Source organism: Lactonifactor longoviformis, assembly GCF_042848515.1.
In the GTDB taxonomy this organism is placed as follows: domain Bacteria; phylum Bacillota; class Clostridia; order Lachnospirales; family Lachnospiraceae; genus Lactonifactor; species Lactonifactor longoviformis.
Window position 1 is genome coordinate 2,194,597 of sequence record NZ_AP031453.1, and the last position, 25,999, is coordinate 2,220,595.

Sequence of the window (25,999 nt, forward strand, 5' to 3'; positions counted from 1 at the left end):
TCCGGAAAGAGTCTGATGCGTCAGGCTCTTTCCTGTATTTTGCATATCTGTGAAAGGAGAAGAGAATGCTTCGATATATTCTGAAACGGTTGGTTAGTATCATTCCCGTGCTGCTGGGAATCTCTGTGGTAGTCTTTTTTGCCGTGCGGCTGATTCCGGGTGATTATGCCACGGTTACTCTGGGAACCCAGTACACGGAAGAAGCTGCGGCGGCTCTGCGGCAGAGATATGGATTGGATCAGTCCATAATCACCCAGTATTTTATATGGCTTAAGGGAATTCTGACCGGTGATTTTGGATTTTCCTATATTTCCAATCAGCCGGTAGCCCTGCTTTTGTTTTCCCGGGTGCCGGTTACGCTGGAACTTACCCTCTTCAGCCTGCTGATGGCTGTATTGGTGGGAATTCCCATGGGCTACTGGGCAGCCTGCAAGAGAAACCGTATGCCCGATTCTGCGGTTACCGTGCTGGGACTTCTTGGGATCTCTATCCCGGGGTTCTGGCTGGGGACCATGCTGGTCTTGTTCTTTTCCCTGACCTTAAAGTGGTTCCCCTCCGGGGGATTTGTCCCTCTTTCTGAGGGGATACTGGCAAACCTGAGATGTATGTTTCTGCCGGCTCTTGCTCTGGGAGTGGCGGTGAGCGCTGTGGTTATGCGTTCTTCCCGGTCAGCGATGATTGAGGTAGTAGATCAGGAATATATGAAGATGGGGAAGGCAAAGGGGCTGTCTCAAACCAGGCTGATCTTAAAACACGGCGTTAAGAATACAATGATTCAGGTGCTGACTATTTTAGGTCTCCAGACAGGATCTCTCTTAGGAGGATCTGTGGTAATAGAGCAAATATTTTCACTCCCGGGCATTGGCTCCCTCGCCTTGCAGGCGATTAATAACAGAGATTATCTGGTGCTCCAGGGAACCGTATTGTTTATTGCCGTTATGTTTGTATTGATTAATCTGATCGTGGATTTGCTGTATTGTGTGGTAAATCCTCAGATTCGTTATTAGGAGGGCTGGTATGAAAGAGTTTATGCATCGTTTTATACATAACAAGCTGGCTGTGGCTGGAAGCCTTATCCTGCTGCTGTTTATCCTGTCTGCTGTTCTGGCCCCTGTGATTGCTCCTTTTGACCCTTACTATATGGACAGCACAGCGGTGCTGATGCCGCCGGGGGGGAAGCATCTTCTGGGGACGGACAATATGGGGAGAGATATTCTGTCCAGAATCATCTATGGTTCCAGAATCTCCCTTCAGGTGTCTCTTGTCTCTGTCAGCATTGCCACGGCAGCAGGTGTATGCCTGGGGGTGCTGGCCGGATACTTCGGCAAACTTACGGACGGGATTATTTCCAGAGTGATTGAGATTATGTTTGCTTTTCCTGAGGTCTTGCTGGCACTGTTAATCATGGCTATTCTGGGGCCAAGCCTGAATAATATTATGATTGCCATCGGGATTGTCTATACTCCTATTTTTGCCAGAATAACAAGGGGAGCTGTCCTCACGGTAAAGGAATCCCTCCATGTGGAGGCAGCCCGATCCATAGGGGTATCTGACTTCTCTATTATAGTGCGTCATATTCTTCCCAATGTGCTGGCCCCTATCCTGGTGCAGATTACCTTGTCTCTGGCCTTTGCAATACTGTCAGAGGCAGCCTTAAGTTTTTTGGGAATTGGCGTGGAGCCTGACATTCCTTCCTGGGGAATTATGCTGAACAACGGTAAATCATGGATTGAGATTGCCTGGTGGGTGGGCGTATTTCCGGGAATCGCCATAGCCCTGGCTGTGCTGGGATTTAATATACTTGGGGATGGGCTTCGGGATGTTCTGGATCCCCGTCTCAGGAATGTGGAAAATTAGAGAGGGGGAACTGCTGTGAAAGAAGCAAATAGTAATGAGAACCTTCTGGAGGTTAGGAATCTGCAGGTAGAATTCGCCACCAGACAGGGACATATGCATGCGGTCCGGGGCGTGAACTTCTCTCTGAAAAAAGGAGAAATCCTGGGACTGGTAGGAGAGTCCGGATGCGGAAAATCTGTGACAGCCAATTCTCTTCTGGGATTGGTGGGAAAGAAAAAACATGAAAAAGTAAGGGGTGAGGCCTGGTTTCACGGAGAAAACATACTGGATAAGCCGGAAAAAGAGCAGCAGAAGCTGCGGGGAAACAAGATCGCCATGATTTTCCAGGATCCCATGACTTCACTGAATCCTGTTCTGAAAGTGGGAAGACAGGTGGGAGAGGTTTTGGAGATTCACCGAAAGAAAAAGAAACAGGATGCCTTAGAGGAGGCAATTATCCAGCTTCAGAAAGTGGGAATCCCCTCAGCAAAAGAGCGGGCGGAGGACTATCCCTTTCAGTTTTCAGGGGGAATGCGTCAGCGGGCTATCATCGCCGCTTCTCTCATGTGTCAGCCGGAGATTCTGATTGCGGATGAACCTACCACAGCCTTGGATGTTACCATACAGGCACAGATTCTGGATCTTTTGAGGGAACTCAGAGATACCTTCGGAGTTGCTATTCTTCTGATTACCCATGATTTGGGTGTGGTAGCGGAAGTGTGTGATACAGTGGCTGTAATGTATGCGGGAGAGATTGTGGAGAAGGCTCCGGTAAAAGAATTGTTTGAACATCCCCTGCACCCCTATACCAAAGGGCTTATGGCCTGCGTTCCGGTTCTGGGGAGAAAAGAAAAGCTGATTCCTATTCCCGGACAACCGCCCAAATTATATGAAGAGAAGGCAGGATGCCAATTCGCAGAACGGTGTCCAGATCGGAAGCCGGAGTGCAGCCGGGACACCTCTCTTTTGGAGATTGCTCCCGGACATTATGTTTCTTGCAAGGAGGTGGGCAGGATTGGATAGAGAAATAATACTAGAAATCAGCGGCCTGTCCAAAGAGTTTGCAGTCAAGGGAAGAATGTTTCCCTATAAAAAGGAAATGCTCAAAGCAGTGCAGAACGTTACTTTAACCCTTGAAAAGGGGGAGACCTTGGGGATTGTGGGCGAGTCGGGCTGCGGGAAATCCACGCTTGGAAGACTGATTATGCGTCTGATTGAGCCTACCTGTGGAAGTGTGGTACTGGAAGGAGAAAATCTGATGGATCTCTCCTCCCAGAAACTTCGGAGACACAGAAAAGACTTTCAGATGATTTTTCAGGATCCTTATGCTGCATTTGATCCCAGAATGAGCATAAAGGCAATTCTGGAGGAGCCTCTGCGGACGCACGGCATTCCAAAAGAACAGTGGGAGGAAAGAATTACCCGTATGCTGGAAATGACAGGGATTCCTTTGGATGCTTTGAAACGATATCCCCATGAATTCTCAGGGGGACAGCGCCAGCGGATCAGTATAGCAAGGGCAATTCTGCTGAATCCTAAGGTTATCATAGCAGATGAGCCGGTGTCAGCTCTGGATGTATCCATACAGGCACAGATACTAAATCTGCTGAAGGAGCTGCAGGAAAAATTTCAGATGACCATGATCTTTATCTCTCACAATCTGGCATCGGTCCAGTACGTGAGCCACAGGGTAGCGGTCATGTATCTTGGAAGAATTGTAGAGATTGCCCCATCAGATGCTTTGTATGAACGGCCGCTGCATCCCTATACCCAGGCCCTGATCTCTGCGATTCCCATACCGGTGCCCGGCGCTGGGATGGAGAGAAAGAGGCTGACAGGGGAGGTTCCAAGTCCCATTCATCTGCCCCGGGGATGCGCGTTCAGGATGAGATGTCCCTATGGGGACGAGGCATGTGCCGGAAAAGTTCCGGAACTTACAGAGGCAGAGCCTGGCCATTATGTGGCCTGTGACAAATATAAAAGTGCGGAGGTAATCCATGAAATTTAATACATATTCTATTATTGCCGTGTGCAGAGAGACTGGGTGTATGGGGGGCGCAGCAGCCTCCTGTTTTCCGGGGCTGGGGGCGTTTTCCCCTTTCATCAGAATCTCACACGGGATCATAGCTTCCCAAGGATGGGTAAATCCCTTCCTGAACGAGGACGTTATGGGCAGAATCCAGCGGGGAGCGTCCGCGGAGGAGGCACTGCACAAGGCACTACAGGAAGATAAGGGAAAGGAACTGAGACAGATATCTGTGGTAGACTATAAAGGTAACACAGCGGCATTTACAGGGAGTGAGAACGATCCGGTAAAGCTACATCTCCGGGGAGACGGGTATGTGATAGCCGGCAATATTCTCACAGGTAAAGAGGTGCTCCAGGAGATGGAAGAGGCTTTTCTAAAGACCAGAGGAAATCTGGCAGACCGGCTGATGAATGCGCTGACTGCGGCAGATCGGAGCGGCGGAGACCGCAGGGGAAAACAGGCCGCTGTTATCCGGGTAGATAAGATCCAGGGTTTTCCCTATATAGATTTCCGGGTAGATGATGATCCGGAGGCAGTATCAAAGCTGAATCAAATCTATCAGAAGAATAAGGAGCATATTTTTGAGACTTATGACAGCTGGGTAGATAATGTGAGAAAAGGGATTAAAGGATAACGATTATGTGTGAGGAGAATAAAATGGACATTTTAGATGAGGCAAAGAAGCAGCGGGAGGAGCTGGTTTCCACCAGAAGGTATCTTCATCAGCACCCTGAGGCGAGTATGCAGGAATATGAGACGGCAGAATATGTCCGGCGGAGGCTGGACGAGATGGGGATTCCCTGGTTAGAGGCCGGAAAAACAGGAACCGTGGGCATTATAGAGGGAAACAGCCGGGGCAGAATCCTGGGCCTGAGAGGAGATATCGATGCTCTGGAAATGACAGAGCTGAATCAGTGCAGCTATGCGTCGAAACACCCCGGTCTGATGCATGCCTGCGGACATGACGGACATACGGCTGCCCTCTTGGGTGCTGCCGCCTTTTTGCAGGAGCACAGGGATAGAATTCCGGGAAAGATAAAACTGATTTTCCAGCCGGGAGAGGAAAACGGCCAGGGTGCCAGGACGGTAGTGGAAAGCGGCGCAGTGAAGGACGTGGACGGTGTATTTGGGCTCCATGTCTCTAATTCTCTTCCTATAGGAGAGGCAACCATACGAAAAGGGGTGATGTCCTCTGCCAATGATAAGTTCCGTATCTGGATCAAGGGAAGAGGCTGTCACGGTTCCGCGCCGCAAAACGGTGCGGACGCTCTGCTGGCAGGGGCATCTCTCGTTCAGTCCCTGCAGAGTGTGATTACCAGGGAGAGCGATCCCCTGAAGCCAACGGTAATGACTGTTGGGATTTTCCAGAGCGGTACCGCCTTCAATATCCTTCCGGAGGATGCTTATATTGAAGGCAGTATCCGGGTGCTGGAAGAGTGCCAAAGAGCGGTAAACAGAAATGCCATACGCAGGATCGCAGCAGCTACAGCCACTGCTTACAAATGCCAGGCGTCCGTTGACTTTGAAATCACCGCGAAAGTAGTTTTCAACGATCATAGAATGACAGACACAGCTATCTGTGCAGCATCTAAAATATTGGGGGCGGAGGCTGTAAAAGAACAGGAGCTTAGCCTGGGAGCCGAGGACTTTGCGGAATATCTGGAGACAGCCCCGGTAACCTATATGAATATAGGATCCAGAAATGAAGAAAAAGGAATAGCCTCCCCTCATCATCACGGAACCTTTGATATTGACGAAGACTGCCTGCCCATCTGTATGGCAATGTATATACAGTATGTATGGGAATATTTTGGCATTGAGTAAACAGTATCAAAATAGAATATAAAAGACAGGAAAGCGGTATCCCGTATGCTTATAAGCGTGCAGGGTACCGCTTTCCTGTCTTTTATATTTCATCTGCTCTTTTTAGGATCTCTTCCAAATGAATCTCCCCCTGCAGGGATCCCGGGCGTTCCACCGCGATGGATGCGGCAGCATTGGCATATCTTGCACATTCCTTCAGCCCCCGATGATTCAGTATTCCATGGATAAATCCCCCTGCGAAAGCGTCCCCGGCGCCTGTGGTATCCACACAGCGGGCATAGGGATAGGCTCTGGTATAAAAACGTTCCCTGGCAGAGGCACACAGACATCCCCTGGCCCCCAGTTTAAGGACAATATGGCCAACCCCAGCCTGAAGAAAAGCCTCTGCTATCTGTTCCGGATCCTTTAAACCTGTCACAAGCCTGGCTTCCTCCAGATTGGGGAAGAGGTAATCCACATAGGGCAGATAAGGCCTCATATCATCGATAGTCTCTTGGTTTTTACGTTTTGTCATATCTGCGCACAGGATGGCGCCGCTCTTTTTTGCTGCCTGAAAAATGACTGTCAGTTCCGGTGCCCTAAGATAAGGAAAGACAAAGATGCTTGCAAAGGATATCAGACTCGTATCGGAGAAAATATCCAGAGGGATATCCTCAAGAGTTAATTTGCGCAGACTGCCTTTTTGACTGGTGATAAAGCTTCTCTCACCGTCAGAATCTACCAGTACCAGATTAATGCCCGTGGAGATAGATTTATCCCGGATGACATGCTCTGTATTGATAAATGTCTGATGGCAGTAGTCCAGTATCATTTGACCGGGTAGATCAGCGCCTATTTTGCTGATGAGTTCTACCGAGTGTCCCAGATTAGCCAGCAGTGCTGCCTCATTCATAGCATCGCCGCCCAGAGACATGGTGACAGACGGCACGGGATGGGAACCAGTTTCAAAGACAGATGCGTCTACCGGGCCGGCCGGGATATCTATAATGGCAGCGCCGATGATGGCAGCGTCGAACGTTTTTAGCATGTGAATGCCTCCTAAGTGGGAAATATCACAAGAATCAGTAGATTTCCTGTTTCTAAAATACTATCTCACAAAAGAGAGAAAGTCAATAAGTCCAAACGGATTCTGCGGACAGACAGGGAAAAATACGAAAACGTACAAAGTTCCTATAAAAACCTATTTACAGCAGAAGTACAGAAAGAAAATGTACACTTTGCATAATAAAGTTACAAAAACAGAGGAAATCGGTTGTTATAATTGTATAAAACAGGAGGTCGATTTCAAGGGAAAGGAGGTCAGGAATGGAACAGAAGGGAGGGATAAAACACACAGCATTTGGTTTGATATTGGGAAATGAATAGAAAGAAGGAGGAGTAAGAGGATGAAGCAAAAGAAACTGATGTCAGGTTTTTTGGCAGGTGTGATGGCACTTTCTGCGATAACGGCAAACAGCACAATCGTAAGCGCAGAGGGAAATGAACAGGGATTGCCTCAGCCTGTAAAAACCTATTCCTTTGAGAATCAACTGGACGGCAGTTCCATGTACGGGAAAAAGATGGCGGAGTATACGGGTGAGGCTGCCTATGCCGAAGGGCATGAAGGACAGGCTGTCAGACTTGGAGACTATGGTCTGAAGCTGAATCATCCCTATACGGGAGAGGAATACACAGTATCTATGTGGGTCAACCCCTCACAGGCGGTGCCGGTAAATGGTTCCCTGCTGTATATAGGTTCTGCCCTGGGTGCAACAGAACAGTGGGTATCTGTGGCTGGAGATAATAATCAAGTTCTCAAAGTTTGGACAAACGATAAGGTGACCGGTGAGTTTGGATACAAAACACCCATCTCTAATGTAAATCTGGAGAAAAATCATTGGACTTTGGTCACAGTAACCCAGTCTGGCTATGATTTTACCCTGTATCTAAATGGTAGTCCGGCAGGCTCTGGACAGGCGGCCAGGGCGCTGACGGCAGAGAGCAACGACATCAGCATTGGGGTTAATAACTGGGATGATTTATACAAGGGACTGATTGACGAGGTACAGGTATACGATCAGGCTTTGACGCCCTCCCAGGTTTACCAGCTGTATGACTCCAGAAGTGAAGAGGAAATCTTTGAGGAAGAGGGATTTACGGCTGACGAGAGAATTACGATGTATGAGGGAAGCTCCCAGCAGATCCAGGTGAATCTGCCGGGCGGCGTGACAGAGGAAAACGCTGAGATATCTTTTGAGGTTTGGGATGGCACCATAGCTTCTGTATCTGAAGACGGTACCGTACTGGGGCTGAAAGAGGGCAAGACAATGGTGACATCCACGGTGTCTGTGGGAACTGTCACACAGACAAGGGACACAGCGGTGACTGTAGTAAAAAATCCTACAGAGCGGGAAGAGGGCGTGGTGGCTGACTATACAATGACAGCGTCCATAAACGGCGTAATTCCTGACGCTTCCGGTCTTGGGAATGACGCCTCCATTGTAAATCCGGAGACAGTGAAATTCATAGGAGACGGAGACAGGGATGTGATGGAAATCACCGGCAATAAAAGCTATATTACTCTCCCGTCGAAAATCTACGAGAGCCTTACGGATAAAGAAGCGTTTACAGTGGAGGCTACGTACGCAAGGAGTTCAAAATCAGGAGCAGCTTCCTGGCTCTTCTGCATTGGCTCAATTCCCCAGAGTACAGGAACAAACTATATGTTCTATGCCCCATACTTCCAATACAGCGGCAACAGTATCCGGGCAGGAATTAAGAACGCGTCTTCCGAAAATCTGATAAATTCATCCCTGGTGTTGTCCAATGATGAGTACTACACCGTAGACATGGTTTTTGAAAATGGGAAAGTATCTCTGTTTATCGATGGGATAGAGGCGGGACCTGCGTTGGATACCGGCTTTCGTATGGAAGAGATTGTAACTGCAGGGACCAAGGACGGAATCCTGGGATACCTGGGCAAATCCTGCTGGAGTGCAGACAGTAATTTTGTGGGAAAGATTGATTCCTTTAAAATCTACGACAAGGCTCTGAGCGAGGAAGAGATACAGCAGGGGGATCCTGCGTATCAGGAGGCACTGCAGGCAAAGGTGGACGCATCTCTGACAGAAGAAAAGATTCTGGGAAATAAAAATACCGGACTTGATAACGTAAGCTACGATCTCAGTCTTCCTTCAAAGTTAGACGGTCTGGATGTAAGCTGGTCGGCGGAGAGTGATCTCATAGCTGCAACCGGAAAGGTATATAACGGGGATACTGACCGGGAGGTAACGCTCACGGCAACCGTTACCGCGGGCACACTGAAAGCGGAAAAGCAATTTATCATTACGGTTAAGGCATTCGATGCAACAGCCCTGAAGCAAAAGCTGGAGCAGGCAAATGCGCTGGATCTGAGCAACTTCACAGAAATGTCAGCCAACGCCCTGCGGGATGCTGTGGCGGCGGCCTCCAGAGCACAGACCCAGACAGAAGCAGACGCCGGGATTGCCAAGATAGACCGGGCGGTGCAAAAGCTTGTGTTTAAGCCGGAATATCAGGATCCATGGGGGGTAATTGACGCCAGTGCGCCAAAAGAGGAGGCAGTGTATAAAGCCGGCACCTCAGAGAAGCTCTATACAGTTCCTGATGCGGTAAAGGGCGCGGTGAATGTGACGTATGCATCCGACAATGAAGCAGTGGCAGTTTACAAAGATGGCACAGTAACTGCAGTTGCAAACGGGACCGCAATGCTGACTACGAAAATTGAGGCAAAGAGCAGCGGATTCACCATGGAATACACAACATACGTGATTGTAAGTGAAAAACCAGAGCCGCAGCTGAAACCTGGCTGGAAGCTGTCTGGTGACAAGTGGTACTACTACGAAGACGGGAAGAAAAAAACAGGCTGGATCTATGACACTGCCTACAGGAGCTGGTTTTATCTTCAGGAGGATACCGGAGCCATGGCCACAGGCTGGCTGCTGGACGGAAGAACCTGGTATTATCTGAAGAGTAACGGGGCGATGGCAACGGGCTGGCTGCTGGACGGAAAAACCTGGTATTACCTGAAGAGCAATGGGGCGATGGCTACCGGCTGGATACAGCTGGGAGGAACCTGGTACTACCTGAGGGACACAGGAGCCATGGCCACAGGCTGGCTGCTGAATGGGAATACCTGGTATTATCTGAGAAGCAGCGGAGCGATGGCAACGGGCTGGCTGCTGGACGGAAAAACCTGGTATTATCTGAGAAGCAGCGGAGCGATGGCAACGGGCTGGCTGCTGGATGGAAAAACTTGGTATTACCTGAAGAGCAATGGAGCGATGGCCACAGGCTGGCTGCAGTTGGGCAGCAAGTGGTATTATCTGAAAAATAGCGGAGCCATGGCGGTCAGTGAATGGGTAGGCAGTTATTATGTAAACGGCAGCGGAGTATGGTCAAGAACAAGGCAGACATCCTGAAGACAGGAGAAGCAGGTATATGGAAAGGAGAAAATATGAAGTTATCAAGTGCAAAACGTATCTTAGCCGGTGGATTATGCGGCATTATGCTTGTATCGGCAGTTCCCCCTGCAGAGGTCCTGGCTGCGTCTGACATCTCATCCGTTGTAGAGTCAAATCTAAATATTAAAGAATCCCAGATTCGCCAGCAGCTGACAGGGGATCTGATTCTTCCGGATACAGTCGAAGGACTGGACGGAGCTTCTATACAGTACAGTGTGGCAGAGGAGGACGCCCCTTATGTGAAGGTGGAAGGGAATACTCTTAAAATTACCCGTCCCTATGCGGGGCAGGGAAATTATGATTTTACTCTGACAGCAACTGTGGCGGCAAATGATGCCAGCTGTGTAAAGGAATTTCCCATGACCATTAGAGAGGGAGATAAGGACGACTCTTATGCGGGATATCTGTACGTATGCTTTGCCAACAAAGGGGGAAGCGACGTGCAGCAGATTCACTTTTTTCTCAGTGAAGATGGTCTGAACTGGACAGCGCTTAACGGCTGTAATCCAGCGTTCCTTGCAGGCAGCGATTATACGGACAGGGTGTATAAAACAGACAATGTAAATTATGCGGTGGCAGAGGAGACTAACATCGAAGAGACCACTGCAGGGGATGCCTCTGTCTTGTTCCCCTTCGAGGGTAAGGATCAGGGAATCCGGGATCCATATATGCTGCGGGGAGCTAAGGCAGATGGCAGTGACTCTGATAAAGTATGGATTCTGGCAACGGATCTCAATACCATGGCCCCCCAATACGGAGGAAACTGGGGCACTATGTCACACGATGGCAGTACCAGCCTTTTCATCTATGAGACAGAGGATTTTGTAAACTGGACAAGGCGCTGGGTAGACGTTGGATCGGAAATAGAAGCAGGAGCTGCATGGGCTCCGGAAGCCATATACAATCCGGAGAAAGACAATTACCTGATATACTGGTCCTGCCGTGTCGCTACAGATGGATATTCCAGAAACCGTATTTACTGCAATGAAACAGACGATTTTGTAACATTTGGTCCTACAAAAATGTATGAGCAGGAGGCTTTTTATAAGAACTGGGGCAAGCTGGTGAATGCCAATGACGGATATGGCAACATTGATACTTCCCAGCTCTGGGTGGCAGACACAGAGACCGGAGATCCTTACGGTACGGTCTATCGGGTGGTCAAGGATGAGACGGACAACCACATAGAACTGATGAGCGCGGACTCTGTTCTGGATCCCAATGTGGATTATGACAGCAGTGATCCCGGAAGAATTACTCCTTATGAAAAGGACGGCACCCTGTTTACTACACTGGAAGAACTGAATGGGGCAGGATATAACGACTATCAGAGGGCGGACGTAGTGTGGAATTGGTTCAGAAATGAGTCTGCAGGCAACCATTTCCAAAAAATTGACCAGGCAGGTATGGAGAAGTACTCCGGTGCCTATGAAGGAGCCACCATGTTCAAGTTCTTTGACCGGGATGAATGGTGTGTCATGATCGACTACTACGGAAAAAACAGTGTGCGCTATGAGCCATATGTGACATATGACCTTTCCCAGCCAGACAGTATCCGAAAGGTTTCCGACGGTTACGGAAGAACCGGCGGTGATGTGGGATGCCATGGGGGAATGATTCCTGTTACACTGGAAGAATACAATACCCTCCTGGATACCTATAACAGCGATGCCGGTGTGGACAATTATCATGCACTCAGCTATATCTCCGTGGATAAAAGAGAACTGGAAGAGGTTCTAGGACAGCTGGATGAGGCGATCAGGGATACAGAACATTATACAGCGGCCAAGATTCAGAAAATGAAAAACTGGAAAAGTCTGGGAGAGTCTTATGCAGAGGATCCCACGGTTTCTTTCGAAAAAATCAGTCAGGTAGTGACAAACGCCAAAAACCTGATGGGAGAGGTAAAACCTGAAAAGTTAAATACCTGGAGCTATGAAGATGGAAACTGGTATTATTACAATGAAGCAGGAGAGAAGGCCAAAGGCTGGCTGAAGCTTCTGGATACCTGGTATTACCTGAAGGATGACGGGGTGATGGCCACAGGGTGGCTGAAGCTTGGAAATACCTGGTATTATCTAAAAGGAAACGGGGCTATGGCTACAGGATGGCAGCTCATTGAAAACACCTGGTATTACCTGAAGGACAGCGGAGCGATGGCCACAGGGTGGCTGAGGCTGGGGAACACCTGGTATTACCTGAAGGACAGCGGAGCGATGGCCACAGGGTGGCTGAAGCTGGGGAACACCTGGTACTATCTGAAGGACAGCGGAGCGATGGCCACAGGGTGGCTGAAACTGGGGAATACCTGGTATTATCTGAAGGACAGCGGAGCGATGGCCACAGGGTGGCTGAGGCTGGGGAACACCTGGTATTATCTGAAGGACAGCGGAGCGATGGCCACAGGGTGGCTGAAACTGGGGAATACCTGGTATTATCTGAAGGACAGCGGAGCCATGGCGTCCAGCCAGTGGATTGGAAAATACTATGTAAATGCCAGCGGAGCCTGGACCAAAACCAGGTAAGACGAAGGGGCGCAATCCCGCAGAGGAACGCGCCCTTTTCAGTTGTAAAGGAAGCGGGGATAAGATTTTATCCTTTCATGTGCCAATAAAATGTGGTATCCTTAGTATACCCGAGGGCACCCGTTTCTGTATGCTCTCCGGACAGGTATCAGAGAATCATGCGCAGAAGGGAAGTATACCAGTGTTTTTTATAATGGGAATCAGCCAGGGAAGAAAAAATATTGAATATGTTAAAACAGTTATCTGCAGCAGCTGCGGAAAATATGGGCGATATGAAGTCTATATGACGTATTCCTGCTTCAGTTTATTTTTTATTCCTTTATTCAAATGGGACAGGCATTACTATGCCGAGACTACCTGCTGCCATACCTTATATGAGATTACACCGGAAATAGGCCGGCAGATTATGCGGGGAGATGCTGTAGAGCTGAGGGAAGAGGATCTGATTCGTATCAAACGGGGACAGGGAAGCTTTTTGGGGTGGACGAATGAGGCCGCCAAAGGGACCAGGATATGTTCTGACTGCGGATATGAGGCGGAGAAGGATTTTGTATACTGCCCAAAGTGCGGGAAAAGACTTGAGGAGTGATAAACATGGAATATATAGCAAGATTGGGAGAAATTGTGCATGAAGCTGCCGCACCGGCACTGCTTATATGTACGGTGCTGGGACTGATAAACTGCTTCTTCGGACTCCGTCTTCTAAAAATGTGGGTAAGTATGATTGGATTTGGCATTGGCATGACAGGCGGTTATATGCTGGGCATGCATTTTGGCAATACCATAGCAATCGCTGTGATCTGTGCTCTGATAGGGGGGATTCTGCTGGCAACTCTGGCATATTGTATCTACCGGTGGGGAATCTTTCTTCTGTGCTTTTTGATGGGTACAGCAGTGTGTTATCTGCTGATTCATCCTACATCTTCGGGCAGTTTTTTTGTCTGCCTGATGGCAGGAGCCGGGGTTGGCGCTCTGGCGCTGAAGTTTGTGGAACCCGTTATTATTATCAGCACCAGCCTGCAGGGAGGAATTATGGCAGGAACCTGCATAGGCAATCTTCTTCATGCCAGGGAAAAGGGGATGGGATACGCCCTGGGAGTACTGTTTGCCATTCTGGGAATTTTAATTCAGTGGCTTGGATGGAGGCGCAGGCTCCGGGAAGAAGAAATGGAAGAAAATACTTTTCAAGAAGATGGAATTGATGATACAATAGAAGAGCGATGAGAGAAAATACTACATAGAAGGCCGCACTCTGCTGAGTGGGGCTTTTATCAGAAAGGATCATGGAAAGACAATGGACAAGAACCAAGTGTTAAAGAAGCTGCAGATGATGGAGGTTATGTACGTACCATATGCAAGAGCAACAAATATGCCATTTATTGTCTGCGATGAGGAGACGTATAACGATCAGATATTTATATTCAGAGAAGAAAAGGATGTACAGGTTTTCGCCAAAGAATATACTGCTAAGAGTATTCCCCTTATGGGCGTAAAGTTTAAAAATGATCAATTTTTGAATTTTTATACCAGCCTGTTTACAATGGGAGTAAATGCCATCGTATATACAGAGGGTGAGGAATCTGTGGAACTGGAGCTGCTGGAGTTGGTGCAGCCGCCGGACTATTCCCAGCTGCCGGAAGAAAAAAGACCGCTTTCCAATCCCCAGCTTCAGCTTACCGGTCTTTATTTTATGCAGGAACTGCGCAGAAAAGTGGACAATGAGGAAAAAAAGAATCTTCCGGAGCTGGAAGAAGAGATGGCGGCCAACCTGGTGAAGGCCCGTTATATTGTCTCCATGCGGGTAAATGAAAAGGATGACCAGGAAGTAGAGGGGGGCAAAAAATCAGAGGTACAGGTGCCCTTTGTAAAAAATAACAATGGTGAGATCTTTCAGCCGGTATTTACGGATGTGGGTGAATTTAATAAATTTAACAGGGAGAAGAATCTGAAGGGAGTAGTAATGAACTTTGATAAGCTCCAAAGTATTCTTATGGAGCAGAGCAAAGGGATCGTGGTAAATCCTCTTGGATTTAATCTCATTATTTTAAAGGAGCAGATTCCGGCGTTCGTGAAAAGATTTGAACAGGAGTAAAATGCAGGAATGATAATAGATTTTCATACGCACATATTTCCGGACAAAATTGCAAAACCTACCATAGATACATTGGCGGTGAATTCTGATGCTAAAGCTTATACAGACGGCACCAGAGATTCACTTCTGGCATCCATGAGGGAAGCCCATGTGGATCTCTCTGTGATTCTTCCTGTGGTTACCCGGCCGGGACAGTTTCCGTCTGTGAACCGTTTTGCCCGGGAGATCACTGCCCGGGAGTTTTCCCTGGGAGAACCCAATCTGATATCTTTTGGGGGAATCCATCCGGAGACGGGTAATTATAAGCAGGAGATTGATGAAATAGCGGCAATGGAACTAAAGGGAATAAAACTCCACCCCGATTACCAAAAGCTGTTTATCGATGATATCAAATATCTCAGGATCATTGACAGGGCGGCCGAAAAAGGTCTGATTATCAGCGTTCACGGAGGCAGAGATGTGGGGATACCCGGTGAAATCCACTGCACGCCCAGGCGTGTGCAGAATCTCCTGAAACAGTTAGATCCGGATAAACTGATTATCGCTCACATGGGCGGGTATGACTGCTGGGATGAGGTGGAGGAATACCTGGTAGGGCGGAAGCTTTATTTTGATACAGGGTATTCTCTGGGTATTATGCCTGACGACCAGTTTCTGAGAATTGCAAGAGGACATGGCACAGATAAGATATTGTTTGCCACAGACAGTCCGTGGAGCGGCCAAAAGGAAAATATAGAATGCATCAGAAGACTGAAGCTGAAACCAGAGGAAGAGAACGCTGTGTTCAGCGGCAACGCCGTCAGACTTTTGAAAGGATAGAGGGTTAGATATGACCGTTTATTTTATTTATCACAGCAGCTTTCTCGTGGAGACAGAAGAGGCATATTTGCTGTTTGACTATTTTAAGGGGGATATTCCTGTGCTAGATTCCCGGAAACCCCTGTTTATTTTTGCAAGCCACAGACATCAGGACCATTTTTCTGAGGAGATATTCCGTCTTCCTGCTGCAAAAGGACGGAAAGTAACCTATATTCTTTCCGATGATATCTGGAAGAAAAGAGTTCCTCCGGATAAAAGAGATGTGACAGTTTTTCTGGGACCGGGAGAAACGCAGAGCTTCGGAGCGGTGGAAGCAGAGACATTAAAGTCTACGGATGAAGGTGTCGCATTCCTTGTGTCCGTTGGGGATCATGTCATCTATCACGCAGGGGACTTGAACGACTGGCAGTGGGAAGGGGAGCCTGAGAAGGTAAACCGCTCATACAGGGAACAATACCGCAGTGAGATTCAGAAGTTAAGGGATAAGAAAATAGAACTGGCGTTTTTACCATTGGATCCCAGGCAGGATACATATTTTGCCGACGGATTTGACTGGTTTATGAAGCATGTATCCGTTCAGTGGGTATATCCTATGCACTGCTGGGAGGATGAAACTGTCACGGAGAAACTCAAGGAGCTGCCTTGTTCCAGGGAATATGCAGATAGAATTATAGTAAAAAGCCCTTTTAAAACGGACTGAAATTAGATACAATATTTATATAGAACACGATAGGAAGGAGCGCTTGTCATGAAGATTGACATGCATTGCCATACAAAGGAGGGTTCCCTTGATGGAAAGGTCCCCATTGAGGAATATATTGAAAAGCTGAAATCTGAAGGGTTCGGCGGAATGCTGGTAACAGACCATAATTCATACCACGGTTACCGTCATTGGAAAAAATATATTAAGGGCAAGAGGCATACGGACTTTCTCGTGTTAAAAGGAATCGAGTATGATACGTTTGGGGCAGGACACATGCTTGTAATTATGCCCGAGACAATTAAACTGCGTATTCTGGAACTGAGGGGTCTGCCGGCACATCTGCTGATCTCTATCGTTCATGCCTGCGGAGGGATTATTGGTCCGGCCCATCCCTGCGGAGAAAAGTATCTAAGTATTACGAACACAAAGTCTTATTATAAAGACCCGAGGATTATCCGAAGATTTGATTTTATTGAGGCATTCAATGCCTGTGAATCTGAGGAATCCAATGCGTCTGCGGCGAAGCTTGCGGAAAAGTACGGAAAGCCCTGTTTTGGAGGAAGTGATGCCCATAAGATAGAGTGTGTGGGAAAAGCTTACACAGAGGTTCCTGACGAAGTAAAAAGCGAATCAGATTTGATTGCCTGCGTAATGAAAGACACTCCCTTCAAAGTTGGCGGCAGCTATTATAATAAGACAACAAAGGAAAAGATGGGTAAGGCGAATAAAGTGCTGGTATATTCCTTCTGGGTATATAATAAGGTGGCCGGGCTGTCAAAAGCACATAAAAGAAATGAAAAACTGAAATCAGAGTATTCAGAAAGGGAATTATAACAAGGGAAGGAACATCCCTGGATGTGAGGATATAAGTATGGAAAAGAAAACAATTCAGGTAGCTCTTCTGGGCCTGGGAACCGTGGGCACAGGGGTTTATAAGGTACTCCAAAATCAAAGGGAGGAGATGCTCTCTAAGCTGGGAGCCGAGGTGGAAATAAAAAGAATTCTGGTACGCAATCTTGAGAAAGCGGCAAAAAAGGTAGAGGATGACTCAGTACTTACCAATCGCTGGGAAGACATTATCCATGACGATGCCATATCTGTTGTGATAGAAGTGATGGGTGGAATGGAACCTGCCCGCACCTATATTATGGAAGCGCTGGCAGCAGGGAAGCATGTGGTGACGGCAAACAAAGACCTCATAGCAGTAGACGGCAAAGAACTGCTGGATATGGCGGGAACCCATCACAGTGATCTGCTTTTTGAGGCGGCGGTAGCAGGAGGAATTCCCATAATCCGCCCGCTGAAACAATGCCTGGCAGGCAATCATATTACGGAAGTAATGGGGATCATAAACGGCACCACGAACTTTATTCTGACCAAGATGACAGAAGAGGGCATGGAATTCGAGGAAGCATTGGCTCTTGCCACTGAGCTGGGGTATGCGGAAGCGGATCCCACCGCGGATATTGAAGGGTATGATGCAGGACGAAAACTTGCCATCATGGCCTCCATTGCTTTTAACTCAAGGGTTACGTTTGACGACGTCTATACCGAGGGCATAGCCAAAATCACTGCCAAGGACATTAAATACGCAAGAGAGATGGGCTGTGATATAAAGCTTTTGGGCGTGGCCAGAAACACGGATACTGGGATCGAAGTGCGGGTACATCCTATGCTGATTCCGAGTGCTCACCCCCTAGCCTCAGTAAAAGATGCATTTAACGCAGTTTTTGTCCACGGGGATGCCGTAGGGGACACGATGTTCTATGGCAGCGGCGCAGGCGAGATGCCGACAGCAAGCGCCATTGTAGGTGATGTCTTTGATATAGCCAGAAACATCCGGTACCAGTGCAGCGGCAGAATCAGCTGTACCTGTTATAAAGAACTTCCCATCAAACAGATTGGGGATATCCGCAGCAGGTATTTCCTGCGCATGCAGGTGGATGACAAGCCGGGGGTTCTGGCAAGCGTGGCCAGTGTTCTGGCTAATAACTCTGTAAGTATTGCCCAGGTCATCCAGAAAGCAAAAAGCTCAGAGACTGCTGAGATTGTGGTGATCACAGACTCTGTGGAAGAAAGACATTTTAATGATTCCCTGGCAATCTTTCAGGGGATGTCCGTGATAAGAAAAATCTCTTCCGTAATCCGAGTGTATGGTGAATAATGCCGTTTTATGCCGAATAATGCAGTAAATCTTAACACATCTTAACTACCGGTATCTTTCACTGCCCTTTATAATTATTTCTGTATAGAAGATCGTGAGACAGGAAAAAGGAAAGGGAGGTCAGGGATGAATGAGGCAGTATTGAGGGATGAGTTAAAGAAACTGCAGCAGGAGAACAGTATGTTAAAAGAAAGCATTATTGTTCTGAAAAAAATAATTACGGTAAAAAATCGGACCATAAACAGGATGCTGGACTGTTACATACTGCAGCAAAAATAGGAAGAGGCTGAAACCTCTTCCTATTTTTGTATGTCCCAGACGGTTCCTCTGCCGGAGCCGGGAAAGGAGAAAACGACGTGAATGATTCTGTAGAAGAAGATAAAATTTCTGAGGACTGTCCTCTGGTCCAGGTTATGACCCTGGAAGAGTACAGAAATTCCCGGGAGAGGGTTACCCAGGAGCTGATTTTTGAGAGAAATCTTAATCACATTCATTACTGCAAAGCAGATTGGCTGGATCAGGCAATCTTCGGGACCTTTTTAATACCGAGAAAGGAAGCACTGCTGGGGGATAAAAGCGGTTTCAGTTTTTATCTGGATCGAAAACGGCTGCTGTTTATTGATGACACTGGCTTTGCCCAGTCACTTATGAACAGCATAGCAGAGGAGAAAAGCTCAGAAAAAACGTCACTGGTACATTTGCTTTTTCAGTTTATGGAATACATGATTCGGGACGATGTCCTTTTCCTTCAAAAGTATGAGGAAAAGCTTACCACTATGGAGGAAGAACTTCTGGATAAAGGATTGGACAATGTGAACCGGGCAATTCTGCGATGCCGCAAAGAGCTCCTGCGGCTGAACTCCTATTATGAACAGCTTGCCGATATGAGTGAGACTCTGGTGGAGAACCACAATGGCTTTCTGGATGAAAAGGACTGTTATCTGTTTCGCCTGTTCGGGGACAGAGCATCCCGGCTGTATTCTAACACGCAGGCCTTGAAAGAATATACGATGCAGATTCGTGAAATGTATCAGTCTCAGATTGACATCAGACAGAACCGCATCATGTCTTTTCTGACCATTGTTACCACGGTTTTTATGCCCCTTACCCTTATCACTGGGTGGTATGGAATGAATTTTGATAAAATGCCGGAGCTTCACTGGGAATATGGATACCCTCTGATTGCCTTTCTGAGCCTTTTCATTATATTGCTGGAGATCTGGTATTTTATAAGGAAAAGGTGGTTAAAATAAAAGAAGAAGGCGGGAATATTCCAGCTTTTTTTCTTTCATTGACAAAGTGTGACAAAAATCTTAATTTTTGTTAAGATCTTTGTTTTCCTCTGCTATCAGAAAAAAAATTATGCTATAATGTTAGCGTTATTGTGAAGAGAGTAGGAGTGTAAATAGAGATGTCGAAGAAAAAAAAGAAGCTACAGGAGAATCAGGTAGAAGCAGCAGGTGCCGTGGATCCGCGAATTGACGAGGCAATGGCCAAGATCGTTCAGGACACCATAGGCAATGATACCGTATATGACCAGCCTAAGAAAAAAAAGAATAGAAAGGCTGCAAAGGCCTCTGGCCAAAAGTCTAAGATGAAGAAGAAAAAGAGTAAAAATACGGCGTTAAAGGTGACCGGTATCGTTGCAGGTGTTGTTATATTGCTGGCAGGTGCAGCTTATGGGGTCGGCGCATACTACTATCACGACAAGTTCTTTAAAGGAACAGAGATTAACGGGATTAACTGTGAGAATATGACTGTGGAGGAGACAGAAGATCTGATCCGCAGGCAGGTAGAGGATTATAAGATAACTGTTCAGTTCAGGGGAGACCAGGCTCAGGAGATTCTGGGAAGTGATATCGGTTATCAGTATGTATCCAACGGAGACGCAGAAAAGATTTTAAAGGAGCAGAATCCGCTGCTGTGGATTAGAGGCTATTTTAAGCCGGAAAAATACGAGGCGGCTAAGAATATATCCTTTGACGAGAATCAGCTGAGAACCAAACTGGATTCCCTGGACTGTATGATAGCCGAAAACCAGGAGGCGCCCCAGGATGCCTATGTTACCTTCCAGGAGACAGAGTTTGTTATAGTGGATGAAGTACAGGGCACAACCATTGATGAAAATACCATGTTTGAGGCGGTAAAGACTGCGGTCTCTGAAAGCAGGCCTGATGTCTCTGCTGAGGAAGCAGGTGCCTATGCCGCACCTTCCGTTACAAAAGATAATCAGGATCTGATCGCCCAGAGAGATATGCTGAATACTTATGCCAAGGCAAGCATTACCTATACCTTCGGAGAGCAGACAGAGCTGCTGGACGGATCTATTATAAAAGACTGGTTCGATTATGACGAGAACGGCAATATAATTGAAAATGAAGATACCTTTAAGGCAAATGCAAAAGAATATGTAAAGTCTCTGGCTGCCAAATATGACACCGTGGGGAAAGAGCGATCCTTTCACAGCACGGCAGCAGGTGCTGACATTACGGTGAAGGGCGGCTCATATGGCTGGAAAATCAACCAGAAGAAAGAGGTAGCACAGCTGATCGAGGAGATTAAAGCTGGTACAGTCACTACAAGAGAACCGATCTATTCGTCAACTGCCGTATCCAGAGACGGCAATGAAATAGGCAATACGTATGTGGAGGTTGACCTGGGAAATCAGCATATGTGGTTTTATAAAGACGGACAGCTGATTGTAGACTCAGACTTTGTATCGGGAAATATGTCATACAAGGACCGTGTAACTCCTTCCGGTGTATATTCTCTCTATTACAAGCAGAGAGACAAGACACTGAGAGGAAAGAAGAATCCTGACGGAACTTATGAATATGAATCACCGGTTAAGTACTGGATGCCTTTTAATGGAGGAGTGGGACTTCATGACGCTTCCTGGAGAAGTAATTTCGGCGGGAATATCTATAAAACCAGCGGGTCTCACGGATGCATTAACCTACCAAGAAGCAAAGCGCAGGTGCTGTATGAAAACATTGAAAAGGATGTACCGATTGTCTGCTTCTATTAATTAAGCAGTATACCTATCAAAGACGCCCCGGGGCAGAATACACCGGGGCGCAGTTATCATTAGAATACATAGTGTTTAGGAGGATAAGAATGGAACTAATGAAATGTCCCCAATGTGGCTCTCAGTTTCCTGAGAATACCAGAAAATGTCCGGTCTGTGACTATATCCTGGATGGAAGCGGCTATTATGAACCGGAGAGTGATATTTCTCAATATGAGCCCCCCTATGGGTCCGTGTATGAGGAAAGACCGGAGCAGACGGGAGGGACCGGTTTGGCCATAGCTTCTATGGTCCTGGGAATCGTTGCTATTGTACTTACTTGTCTGTTTATTGGAATTCTGCCAGGCATAGTGGGATTGGTATTGGGAATTGTCTCTATTGCCAAGGATAAGCCCGGAAAGGGAATGGCGGTGGCCGGGATTGTAACATCGGCCATCGGAATTGTCCTTTTCTTTTTGATGTTTGCAGTGATATTGGCAATTCCCACATAATGTTTTGGATAAAAGGGGTGATGCCGCGGCTGAATTAACCGCGGCATCACCCTTTTTTGAATTAGAAGAAAGGAGGCGTATATTCATTGTTATTTTTTAGAAGCCATTCCCAAAAACTTTTTCTTGAGAAGCACCACTGCTGCCCCGGCAGATACGGCTGCCATCAGAGAAAGCATAAGTATGGGTGCAGGATCTCCTGTTTTGGCAGCTTTTAATGTTTTGGTTTTGCTGTCAGAGTCATTGGAAGAGGAGACGGATTTTACAAAGGTGGCAGTAACTGTGACATCTTCTGCCGGCATGACAAAGGAATTTCCCTTTATGGCTTTTTTATTCACAAGTATATTTTTGAGCTTATATCCTTTGCTGGCCTTTGCAGTGACTGTGATCTTATCTCCTTCTTTTGCAGTTGTCTTAGAAACAGTGATCGTTCCGTTTGACGGGTCTTTCACTGTAATCTTATAGGTTTTCTCTGATACACTTATCTTCTGTTCTGCAGTTTTGCCTTTATAGGTGATCGTGACCATTTTGTCACTGGTTTTCAGCGCTCTGTCAGGGGAAATTGAGAGGTCTTTGCTGTCAATTGCCAGCTTGGTAGAATCGCTGAAGACAGCGGTGACTTCCATTCCTTTTGTGCTGAACGTTTCCCCTTCGGTGTACTTTGTCTTATCCGGTGGGGTGGTAATGGTAATCTTCTCCAGGGTGACAGCAGCTACGACCTGAATCTTCTGTTCTGCGGTTTTGCCCTTGTAGGAGACAATAACTTTTGTATCGGTGGTTTTCAAGGCACCGTCAGGGGTGATGGACAGCTCCTTAGTATCTAAAGCCTTTCTGGTACTGTCGCTGTAAACTGCAAATACCTCCATTCCCGCAGGATCAAAGACTTCACCCTCTGTATAATTTACTTTCTGAGGGGGAGCAGTAATCTGGATACTTTCCATCACAAGAGCAGGAAGTACTTTAATATCCAGTGTGGCCGTCTTGTCCTTGTAGCTCAGGGTGATTTTTGTATCTTGGAGCGTCAGGTCCTCCTCAGGGGAGAAGCCGATATCTTTCGTATCCAAAGCCTTTTTTGTAAGATCACTGTAAATAGCACTGACCTCCATACCCGAGGGATCAAAGCGTTCCCCTTCTGTATAAGTCAGTTTATCCGGCTGATGAGTTACTTCAATACCTGTGAGGGTGACAGCCGGCTGTACCGTGACAGAAAATGAAGTAGATTTACCCTGGTAAGTAATGGTTATAACGTTGTCGCCGGCGGTCAAAGGCCGGTCAGGAGTCATAGTCAATTCCTGACTGCTGATGACTTTCGGCGCCCCGCTGGTAAAAAAGGCGGAGACTTCCATACCTACCGGGTCAAATGTCTCTCCCTCTGTGTAGGAAAGCGTATCCGGCAGTTTGGTCACCTCGATCCGATCCAGTGTAACCGCAGGTGCTACACGGATAGGGAAGCTGGCTGTCATTTGACTGTAGCCTACAGTAACCAGTGTGTCAGTTGTTTTCAGATTATCAGTAGGTGATATGGTATATTCTCCGGGGGAGAGAACCTTTGGATCTCCTTTATCGTACACAGCTGTGACAGTAAGTCCTGTGATATCAAGGCTGTCTCCTTCCTCATAATCGGTACGGTCAGGAGGAGTAAGCCTGAGCTCAGTCAGGACAGGAGGGGGATCCTCCTTTGGCTTCTGCTCCTTTACAACGGTTATGGGCTGAACGGCCGTGAGCCCCAGATAAGTAATGGTTATCTGGGTATCTGCAGGGGTCAGACTGCCTTTGGGAGCAATGGTATAGTCAGAACCCGAGAGCACCTCAGAGGGAACCTGACTGTCCTTTTTATATACGGCTGTCACTGCCATGCCGGCAGGATCAAACGATTCCCCTTCTTTGTATTCGGTCTTTTTGGGAGGGGATGTTACGGTAATCTTTTCGGGAGCTGATTTGACAATTACTTTGACTTCTTTGCTTTTCAGGGCCGTTTCCGGGGATGCCGCAAGCTTGGCTTCCACAACATAGATGGTAGTTCCGGCTTTTTCAGTGTCCGGAGTGTAGACCGCACTGGAAGCATTCTTAAGCGGCGAGAGCTTTCCTTCCGAGGAAGTATACCACTGGTAGACGACAGAACTGCCGTCTTTGGCAGTGGCTGTGCCGTCAAGGGCTTCTGGTGTTTTGCCTGTACCGTACGTAAATGTTGCTCCGTTTTTCATATAATCCTTTGCAAAGGCCAGACCGTCTGCAGCATCTTCGGCCCATGCAGTGACGGGCACACTGCCTGCCGTTAACAGTAATGTTAAAATGATAGATAAAATACGTTTCCTGGTTTTCTTCATATCCATTCGCCTCCAATCTATAGTGGGCACAGCGCACCTTTCGCTGACCGCCTGGCTAATTCTGAAAAGTGTAGAAGAAGAACATAAATAGTCTGTATTTATATAAGTATTATATAATTTATTATGACTAAAGTAAATTAAGATTCAATGAATTTTGCTTAATATCTTAGGTAATAATTACTGAAAATGGAGGCATTTTTTTGGCGTGATTCAGGAAAGAAATAAGCGGGTCAGATCCCCAAGAGCGGCAATGCTGTAATCGGGATCCTCTGTGGTTCCAAAGCCATAGGAGGCAAATACAAAGGGAATCCCTGCTTCCCTGGAGGCGCAGTGATCGCCGTCTGTATCCCCCACATAGACTGGTGCCTGCAGATGGTGGCGGCGAATGATTTCTTTGATATTAGCGGCCTTAGCATTGCCTGTATCCCCCGGGCAGAGGTGGTCCTGAAAGTAGTGTCCGAATCCAGTATTCTCAAGAAATACTTCAATATATCCTCCCTGGCAGTTGCTGACAATATACAGGGGATAGACCGCTGACAGCTGCTCTAGCGTACACTCCAGGCGGGGATACAGAGGTACCTGAGCCCGAAGCAGCACCTCATGTTCTCTCTCACAGCACAGATGAATTAGTTCCAGCTGTCTTGCAGGAGATTCATTGGGAAAGAGCGCCCTGGCTATATCCGGAAGTGTACGGCCAAACAAAGATTTGAGAGTTTCGGCTGTGAGAGGAGGAATGGAAACCTCCTCCCGGATCCGGATCTGGTTCCACGCTTTTGCCACCAAATGAGTGGAATCCCACAGGGTTCCGTCAACATCAAAAATAATACTATCTATTGGTTTCATATTCGTTCTCCTTTGTAGTATAATAAGTCCTGTGACCGGACCGTCTGTATGCAGATGCTGCAGAACGCCGGCGCATGTGAATATTGTAAAGAAACTCATCTAAAAAAGCAAGAAATATTAGATACGGGGGATACTATGAGATACAAAAGTGTACAGGAGGGGATTTTCTTGAGACGTCCCAACCGGTTTATCGCCCATGTGATCACTGAGGGAAAAGAGGAGGTCTGTCATGTGAAGAATACAGGCAGATGCAAAGAGCTCCTGATTCCCGGGGCTAAAGTTTATCTGGAAAAGAGCAGCAATCCCAACCGGAAAACAAAATTTGATGTGATAGGTGTAGAGAAGGGGAATCTTTTGATTAATATGGATTCTCAGATTCCCAACAAGGCAGCGGGGGAGTGGCTTGCCAAGGGGAACCTCTTTTCCGGCAGTGCGCTCATACGCCCGGAGACAAAATACGGCAATTCCAGGTTTGATTTTTATGTGGAAGATTGCGGAAGGAAAGCGTTTCTGGAGGTTAAAGGTGTCACTTTGGAGGATGAAAAAACAGCCAAATTTCCCGACGCACCTACTTTACGGGGCGTGAAGCATGTGTTAGAGTTAGGGGAGTGTGTACGGGCAGGGTATGAGGCTTATCTGCTCTTTGTGATTCAGATGAAGGGGGTAAGGAAGATGATGCCCAACTGGGAGACACACCCGGAGTTTGGAGAAGCGCTGATAAAAGCCCGGGATCAGGGGGTCCATATTCTGGCTTATGACTGTCTGGTGGAAGCGGACAGAATTGAGATTATGGATGCCGTGCCTGTATCCCTGGAGAGACCGGAATAGAAAGGCAGAAAA

General features: G+C 47.3%; 23 protein-coding genes. 20 read left to right on the top strand and 3 right to left on the bottom strand.

Annotated elements, in window-relative coordinates:
• Positions 1-65 precede the first annotated feature (65 nt).
• From ACGHCT_RS10020 to ACGHCT_RS10045, 6 genes are read left to right on the top strand one after another with little or no spacing between them, the layout of a single operon-like run.
• Positions 66-1,007 (top strand): ABC transporter permease, encoded by a 942-nt coding sequence (locus tag ACGHCT_RS10020; protein ID WP_154257941.1) that lies wholly within the window; start codon positions 66-68, stop codon positions 1,005-1,007.
• Positions 1,008-1,017: 10 nt separating this feature from the next.
• Positions 1,018-1,857: an ABC transporter permease gene (locus tag ACGHCT_RS10025; RefSeq protein WP_154257942.1), complete on the top strand. Its 840-nt coding sequence runs from the start codon at positions 1,018-1,020 to the stop codon at positions 1,855-1,857.
• 15 nt (positions 1,858-1,872) lie between these two features.
• Positions 1,873-2,859, top strand: a complete 987-nt coding sequence (locus ACGHCT_RS10030; RefSeq protein ID WP_226903448.1) for an ABC transporter ATP-binding protein — start codon at positions 1,873-1,875, stop codon at positions 2,857-2,859.
• The gene (locus ACGHCT_RS10035; protein ID WP_279233615.1) at positions 2,852-3,844 is read left to right on the top strand and encodes an ABC transporter ATP-binding protein; all 993 of its coding nucleotides are present in this window, start codon (positions 2,852-2,854) and stop codon (positions 3,842-3,844) included. The genes ACGHCT_RS10030 and ACGHCT_RS10035 overlap by 8 nt, the downstream gene beginning before the upstream one ends.
• Positions 3,834-4,499: a DUF1028 domain-containing protein gene (locus tag ACGHCT_RS10040; RefSeq protein ID WP_154257943.1), complete on the top strand. Its 666-nt coding sequence runs from the start codon at positions 3,834-3,836 to the stop codon at positions 4,497-4,499. Before ACGHCT_RS10035 ends, ACGHCT_RS10040 begins: the two co-directional genes overlap by 11 nt.
• Positions 4,500-4,522: 23 nt before the next feature.
• Complete coding sequence (locus tag ACGHCT_RS10045) at positions 4,523-5,689, top strand: M20 family metallopeptidase (protein ID WP_173015538.1); 1,167 nt, start codon at positions 4,523-4,525, stop codon at positions 5,687-5,689.
• Between the two features lie 82 nt (positions 5,690-5,771).
• Here ACGHCT_RS10045 and ACGHCT_RS10050 read toward each other — a convergent pair whose 3' ends face one another.
• A complete protein-coding gene (locus ACGHCT_RS10050; RefSeq protein WP_154257945.1) occupies positions 5,772-6,716 on the bottom strand; it encodes a carbohydrate kinase family protein in 945 nt (314 codons plus the stop codon).
• 358 nt (positions 6,717-7,074) lie between these two features.
• Here ACGHCT_RS10050 and ACGHCT_RS10055 point away from each other — a divergent pair, with 358 nt between their 5' ends.
• From ACGHCT_RS10055 to ACGHCT_RS10115, 13 genes are all read left to right on the top strand, one after another.
• Positions 7,075-10,128: a LamG-like jellyroll fold domain-containing protein gene (locus tag ACGHCT_RS10055; RefSeq protein WP_390439825.1), complete on the top strand. Its 3,054-nt coding sequence runs from the start codon at positions 7,075-7,077 to the stop codon at positions 10,126-10,128.
• A 35-nt stretch (positions 10,129-10,163) separates the two neighbouring features.
• Positions 10,164-12,695: an immunoglobulin-like domain-containing protein gene (locus tag ACGHCT_RS10060; RefSeq protein ID WP_390439827.1), complete on the top strand. Its 2,532-nt coding sequence runs from the start codon at positions 10,164-10,166 to the stop codon at positions 12,693-12,695.
• 181 nt (positions 12,696-12,876) lie between these two features.
• Positions 12,877-13,284, top strand: a complete 408-nt coding sequence (locus ACGHCT_RS10065; protein ID WP_226903442.1) for a zinc ribbon domain-containing protein — start codon at positions 12,877-12,879, stop codon at positions 13,282-13,284.
• Between the two features lie 5 nt (positions 13,285-13,289).
• Complete coding sequence (locus ACGHCT_RS10070; protein WP_154257948.1) at positions 13,290-13,919, top strand: DUF4203 domain-containing protein; 630 nt, start codon at positions 13,290-13,292, stop codon at positions 13,917-13,919.
• A gap of 70 nt (positions 13,920-13,989) precedes the next feature.
• Complete coding sequence (locus ACGHCT_RS10075; RefSeq protein ID WP_390439830.1) at positions 13,990-14,787, top strand: SseB family protein; 798 nt, start codon at positions 13,990-13,992, stop codon at positions 14,785-14,787.
• Positions 14,788-14,796: 9 nt separating this feature from the next.
• Entirely contained in the window at positions 14,797-15,606 is an 810-nt protein-coding gene (locus tag ACGHCT_RS10080; RefSeq protein WP_390439832.1) for an amidohydrolase family protein, read from the top strand.
• A 10-nt stretch (positions 15,607-15,616) separates the two neighbouring features.
• The gene (locus tag ACGHCT_RS10085; protein ID WP_390439835.1) at positions 15,617-16,306 is read left to right on the top strand and encodes an MBL fold metallo-hydrolase; all 690 of its coding nucleotides are present in this window, start codon (positions 15,617-15,619) and stop codon (positions 16,304-16,306) included.
• Positions 16,307-16,354: 48 nt separating this feature from the next.
• A complete protein-coding gene (locus ACGHCT_RS10090; protein ID WP_390439837.1) occupies positions 16,355-17,143 on the top strand; it encodes a PHP domain-containing protein in 789 nt (262 codons plus the stop codon).
• A 37-nt stretch (positions 17,144-17,180) separates the two neighbouring features.
• Positions 17,181-18,473, top strand: a complete 1,293-nt coding sequence (locus tag ACGHCT_RS10095) for a homoserine dehydrogenase (protein WP_072851282.1) — start codon at positions 17,181-17,183, stop codon at positions 18,471-18,473.
• Positions 18,474-18,599: 126 nt separating this feature from the next.
• On the top strand, positions 18,600-18,752 hold the full coding sequence (locus ACGHCT_RS10100) for a hypothetical protein (protein WP_390439840.1): 153 nt from the start codon (positions 18,600-18,602) through the stop codon (positions 18,750-18,752).
• A 77-nt stretch (positions 18,753-18,829) separates the two neighbouring features.
• Positions 18,830-19,726: a CorA family divalent cation transporter gene (locus ACGHCT_RS10105; protein ID WP_072851478.1), complete on the top strand. Its 897-nt coding sequence runs from the start codon at positions 18,830-18,832 to the stop codon at positions 19,724-19,726.
• Between the two features lie 158 nt (positions 19,727-19,884).
• On the top strand, positions 19,885-21,501 hold the full coding sequence (locus ACGHCT_RS10110) for a L,D-transpeptidase family protein (protein ID WP_390439843.1): 1,617 nt from the start codon (positions 19,885-19,887) through the stop codon (positions 21,499-21,501).
• An 89-nt stretch (positions 21,502-21,590) separates the two neighbouring features.
• Complete coding sequence (locus ACGHCT_RS10115) at positions 21,591-21,992, top strand: DUF4190 domain-containing protein (protein WP_072851280.1); 402 nt, start codon at positions 21,591-21,593, stop codon at positions 21,990-21,992.
• Between the two features lie 89 nt (positions 21,993-22,081).
• On the opposite strand, the gene ACGHCT_RS10120 is transcribed toward ACGHCT_RS10115, so the two are convergent.
• Both ACGHCT_RS10120 and ACGHCT_RS10125 read right to left on the bottom strand, forming a co-directional pair.
• The gene (locus ACGHCT_RS10120) at positions 22,082-24,316 is read right to left on the bottom strand and encodes a bacterial Ig-like domain-containing protein (protein WP_390439845.1); all 2,235 of its coding nucleotides are present in this window, start codon (positions 24,314-24,316) and stop codon (positions 22,082-22,084) included.
• A gap of 210 nt (positions 24,317-24,526) precedes the next feature.
• Positions 24,527-25,159: an HAD family hydrolase gene (locus tag ACGHCT_RS10125; RefSeq protein WP_072851278.1), complete on the bottom strand. Its 633-nt coding sequence runs from the start codon at positions 25,157-25,159 to the stop codon at positions 24,527-24,529.
• 135 nt (positions 25,160-25,294) lie between these two features.
• Here ACGHCT_RS10125 and sfsA point away from each other — a divergent pair, with 135 nt between their 5' ends.
• On the top strand, positions 25,295-25,987 hold the full coding sequence (sfsA, locus tag ACGHCT_RS10130) for a DNA/RNA nuclease SfsA (protein WP_103710837.1): 693 nt from the start codon (positions 25,295-25,297) through the stop codon (positions 25,985-25,987).
• Positions 25,988-25,999 lie beyond the last annotated feature (12 nt).

Coding starts and splice junctions, on each gene's coding strand:
- ACGHCT_RS10020 (WP_154257941.1), top strand. CDS start 66: ATGCTTCGATATATTCTGAAACGGTTGGTTAGTATCATTCCCGTGCTG.
- ACGHCT_RS10025 (WP_154257942.1), top strand. CDS start 1,018: ATGAAAGAGTTTATGCATCGTTTTATACATAACAAGCTGGCTGTGGCT.
- ACGHCT_RS10040 (WP_154257943.1), top strand. CDS start 3,834: ATGAAATTTAATACATATTCTATTATTGCCGTGTGCAGAGAGACTGGG.
- ACGHCT_RS10045 (WP_173015538.1), top strand. CDS start 4,523: ATGGACATTTTAGATGAGGCAAAGAAGCAGCGGGAGGAGCTGGTTTCC.
- ACGHCT_RS10050 (WP_154257945.1), bottom strand. CDS start 6,716: ATGCTAAAAACGTTCGACGCTGCCATCATCGGCGCTGCCATTATAGAT.
- ACGHCT_RS10055 (WP_390439825.1), top strand. CDS start 7,075: ATGAAGCAAAAGAAACTGATGTCAGGTTTTTTGGCAGGTGTGATGGCA.
- ACGHCT_RS10060 (WP_390439827.1), top strand. CDS start 10,164: ATGAAGTTATCAAGTGCAAAACGTATCTTAGCCGGTGGATTATGCGGC.
- ACGHCT_RS10070 (WP_154257948.1), top strand. CDS start 13,290: ATGGAATATATAGCAAGATTGGGAGAAATTGTGCATGAAGCTGCCGCA.
- ACGHCT_RS10075 (WP_390439830.1), top strand. CDS start 13,990: ATGGACAAGAACCAAGTGTTAAAGAAGCTGCAGATGATGGAGGTTATG.
- ACGHCT_RS10080 (WP_390439832.1), top strand. CDS start 14,797: ATGATAATAGATTTTCATACGCACATATTTCCGGACAAAATTGCAAAA.
- ACGHCT_RS10085 (WP_390439835.1), top strand. CDS start 15,617: ATGACCGTTTATTTTATTTATCACAGCAGCTTTCTCGTGGAGACAGAA.
- ACGHCT_RS10090 (WP_390439837.1), top strand. CDS start 16,355: ATGAAGATTGACATGCATTGCCATACAAAGGAGGGTTCCCTTGATGGA.
- ACGHCT_RS10095 (WP_072851282.1), top strand. CDS start 17,181: ATGGAAAAGAAAACAATTCAGGTAGCTCTTCTGGGCCTGGGAACCGTG.
- ACGHCT_RS10100 (WP_390439840.1), top strand. CDS start 18,600: ATGAATGAGGCAGTATTGAGGGATGAGTTAAAGAAACTGCAGCAGGAG.
- ACGHCT_RS10110 (WP_390439843.1), top strand. CDS start 19,885: ATGTCGAAGAAAAAAAAGAAGCTACAGGAGAATCAGGTAGAAGCAGCA.
- ACGHCT_RS10115 (WP_072851280.1), top strand. CDS start 21,591: ATGGAACTAATGAAATGTCCCCAATGTGGCTCTCAGTTTCCTGAGAAT.
- ACGHCT_RS10120 (WP_390439845.1), bottom strand. CDS start 24,316: ATGAAGAAAACCAGGAAACGTATTTTATCTATCATTTTAACATTACTG.
- ACGHCT_RS10125 (WP_072851278.1), bottom strand. CDS start 25,159: ATGAAACCAATAGATAGTATTATTTTTGATGTTGACGGAACCCTGTGG.
- sfsA (WP_103710837.1), top strand. CDS start 25,295: ATGAGATACAAAAGTGTACAGGAGGGGATTTTCTTGAGACGTCCCAAC.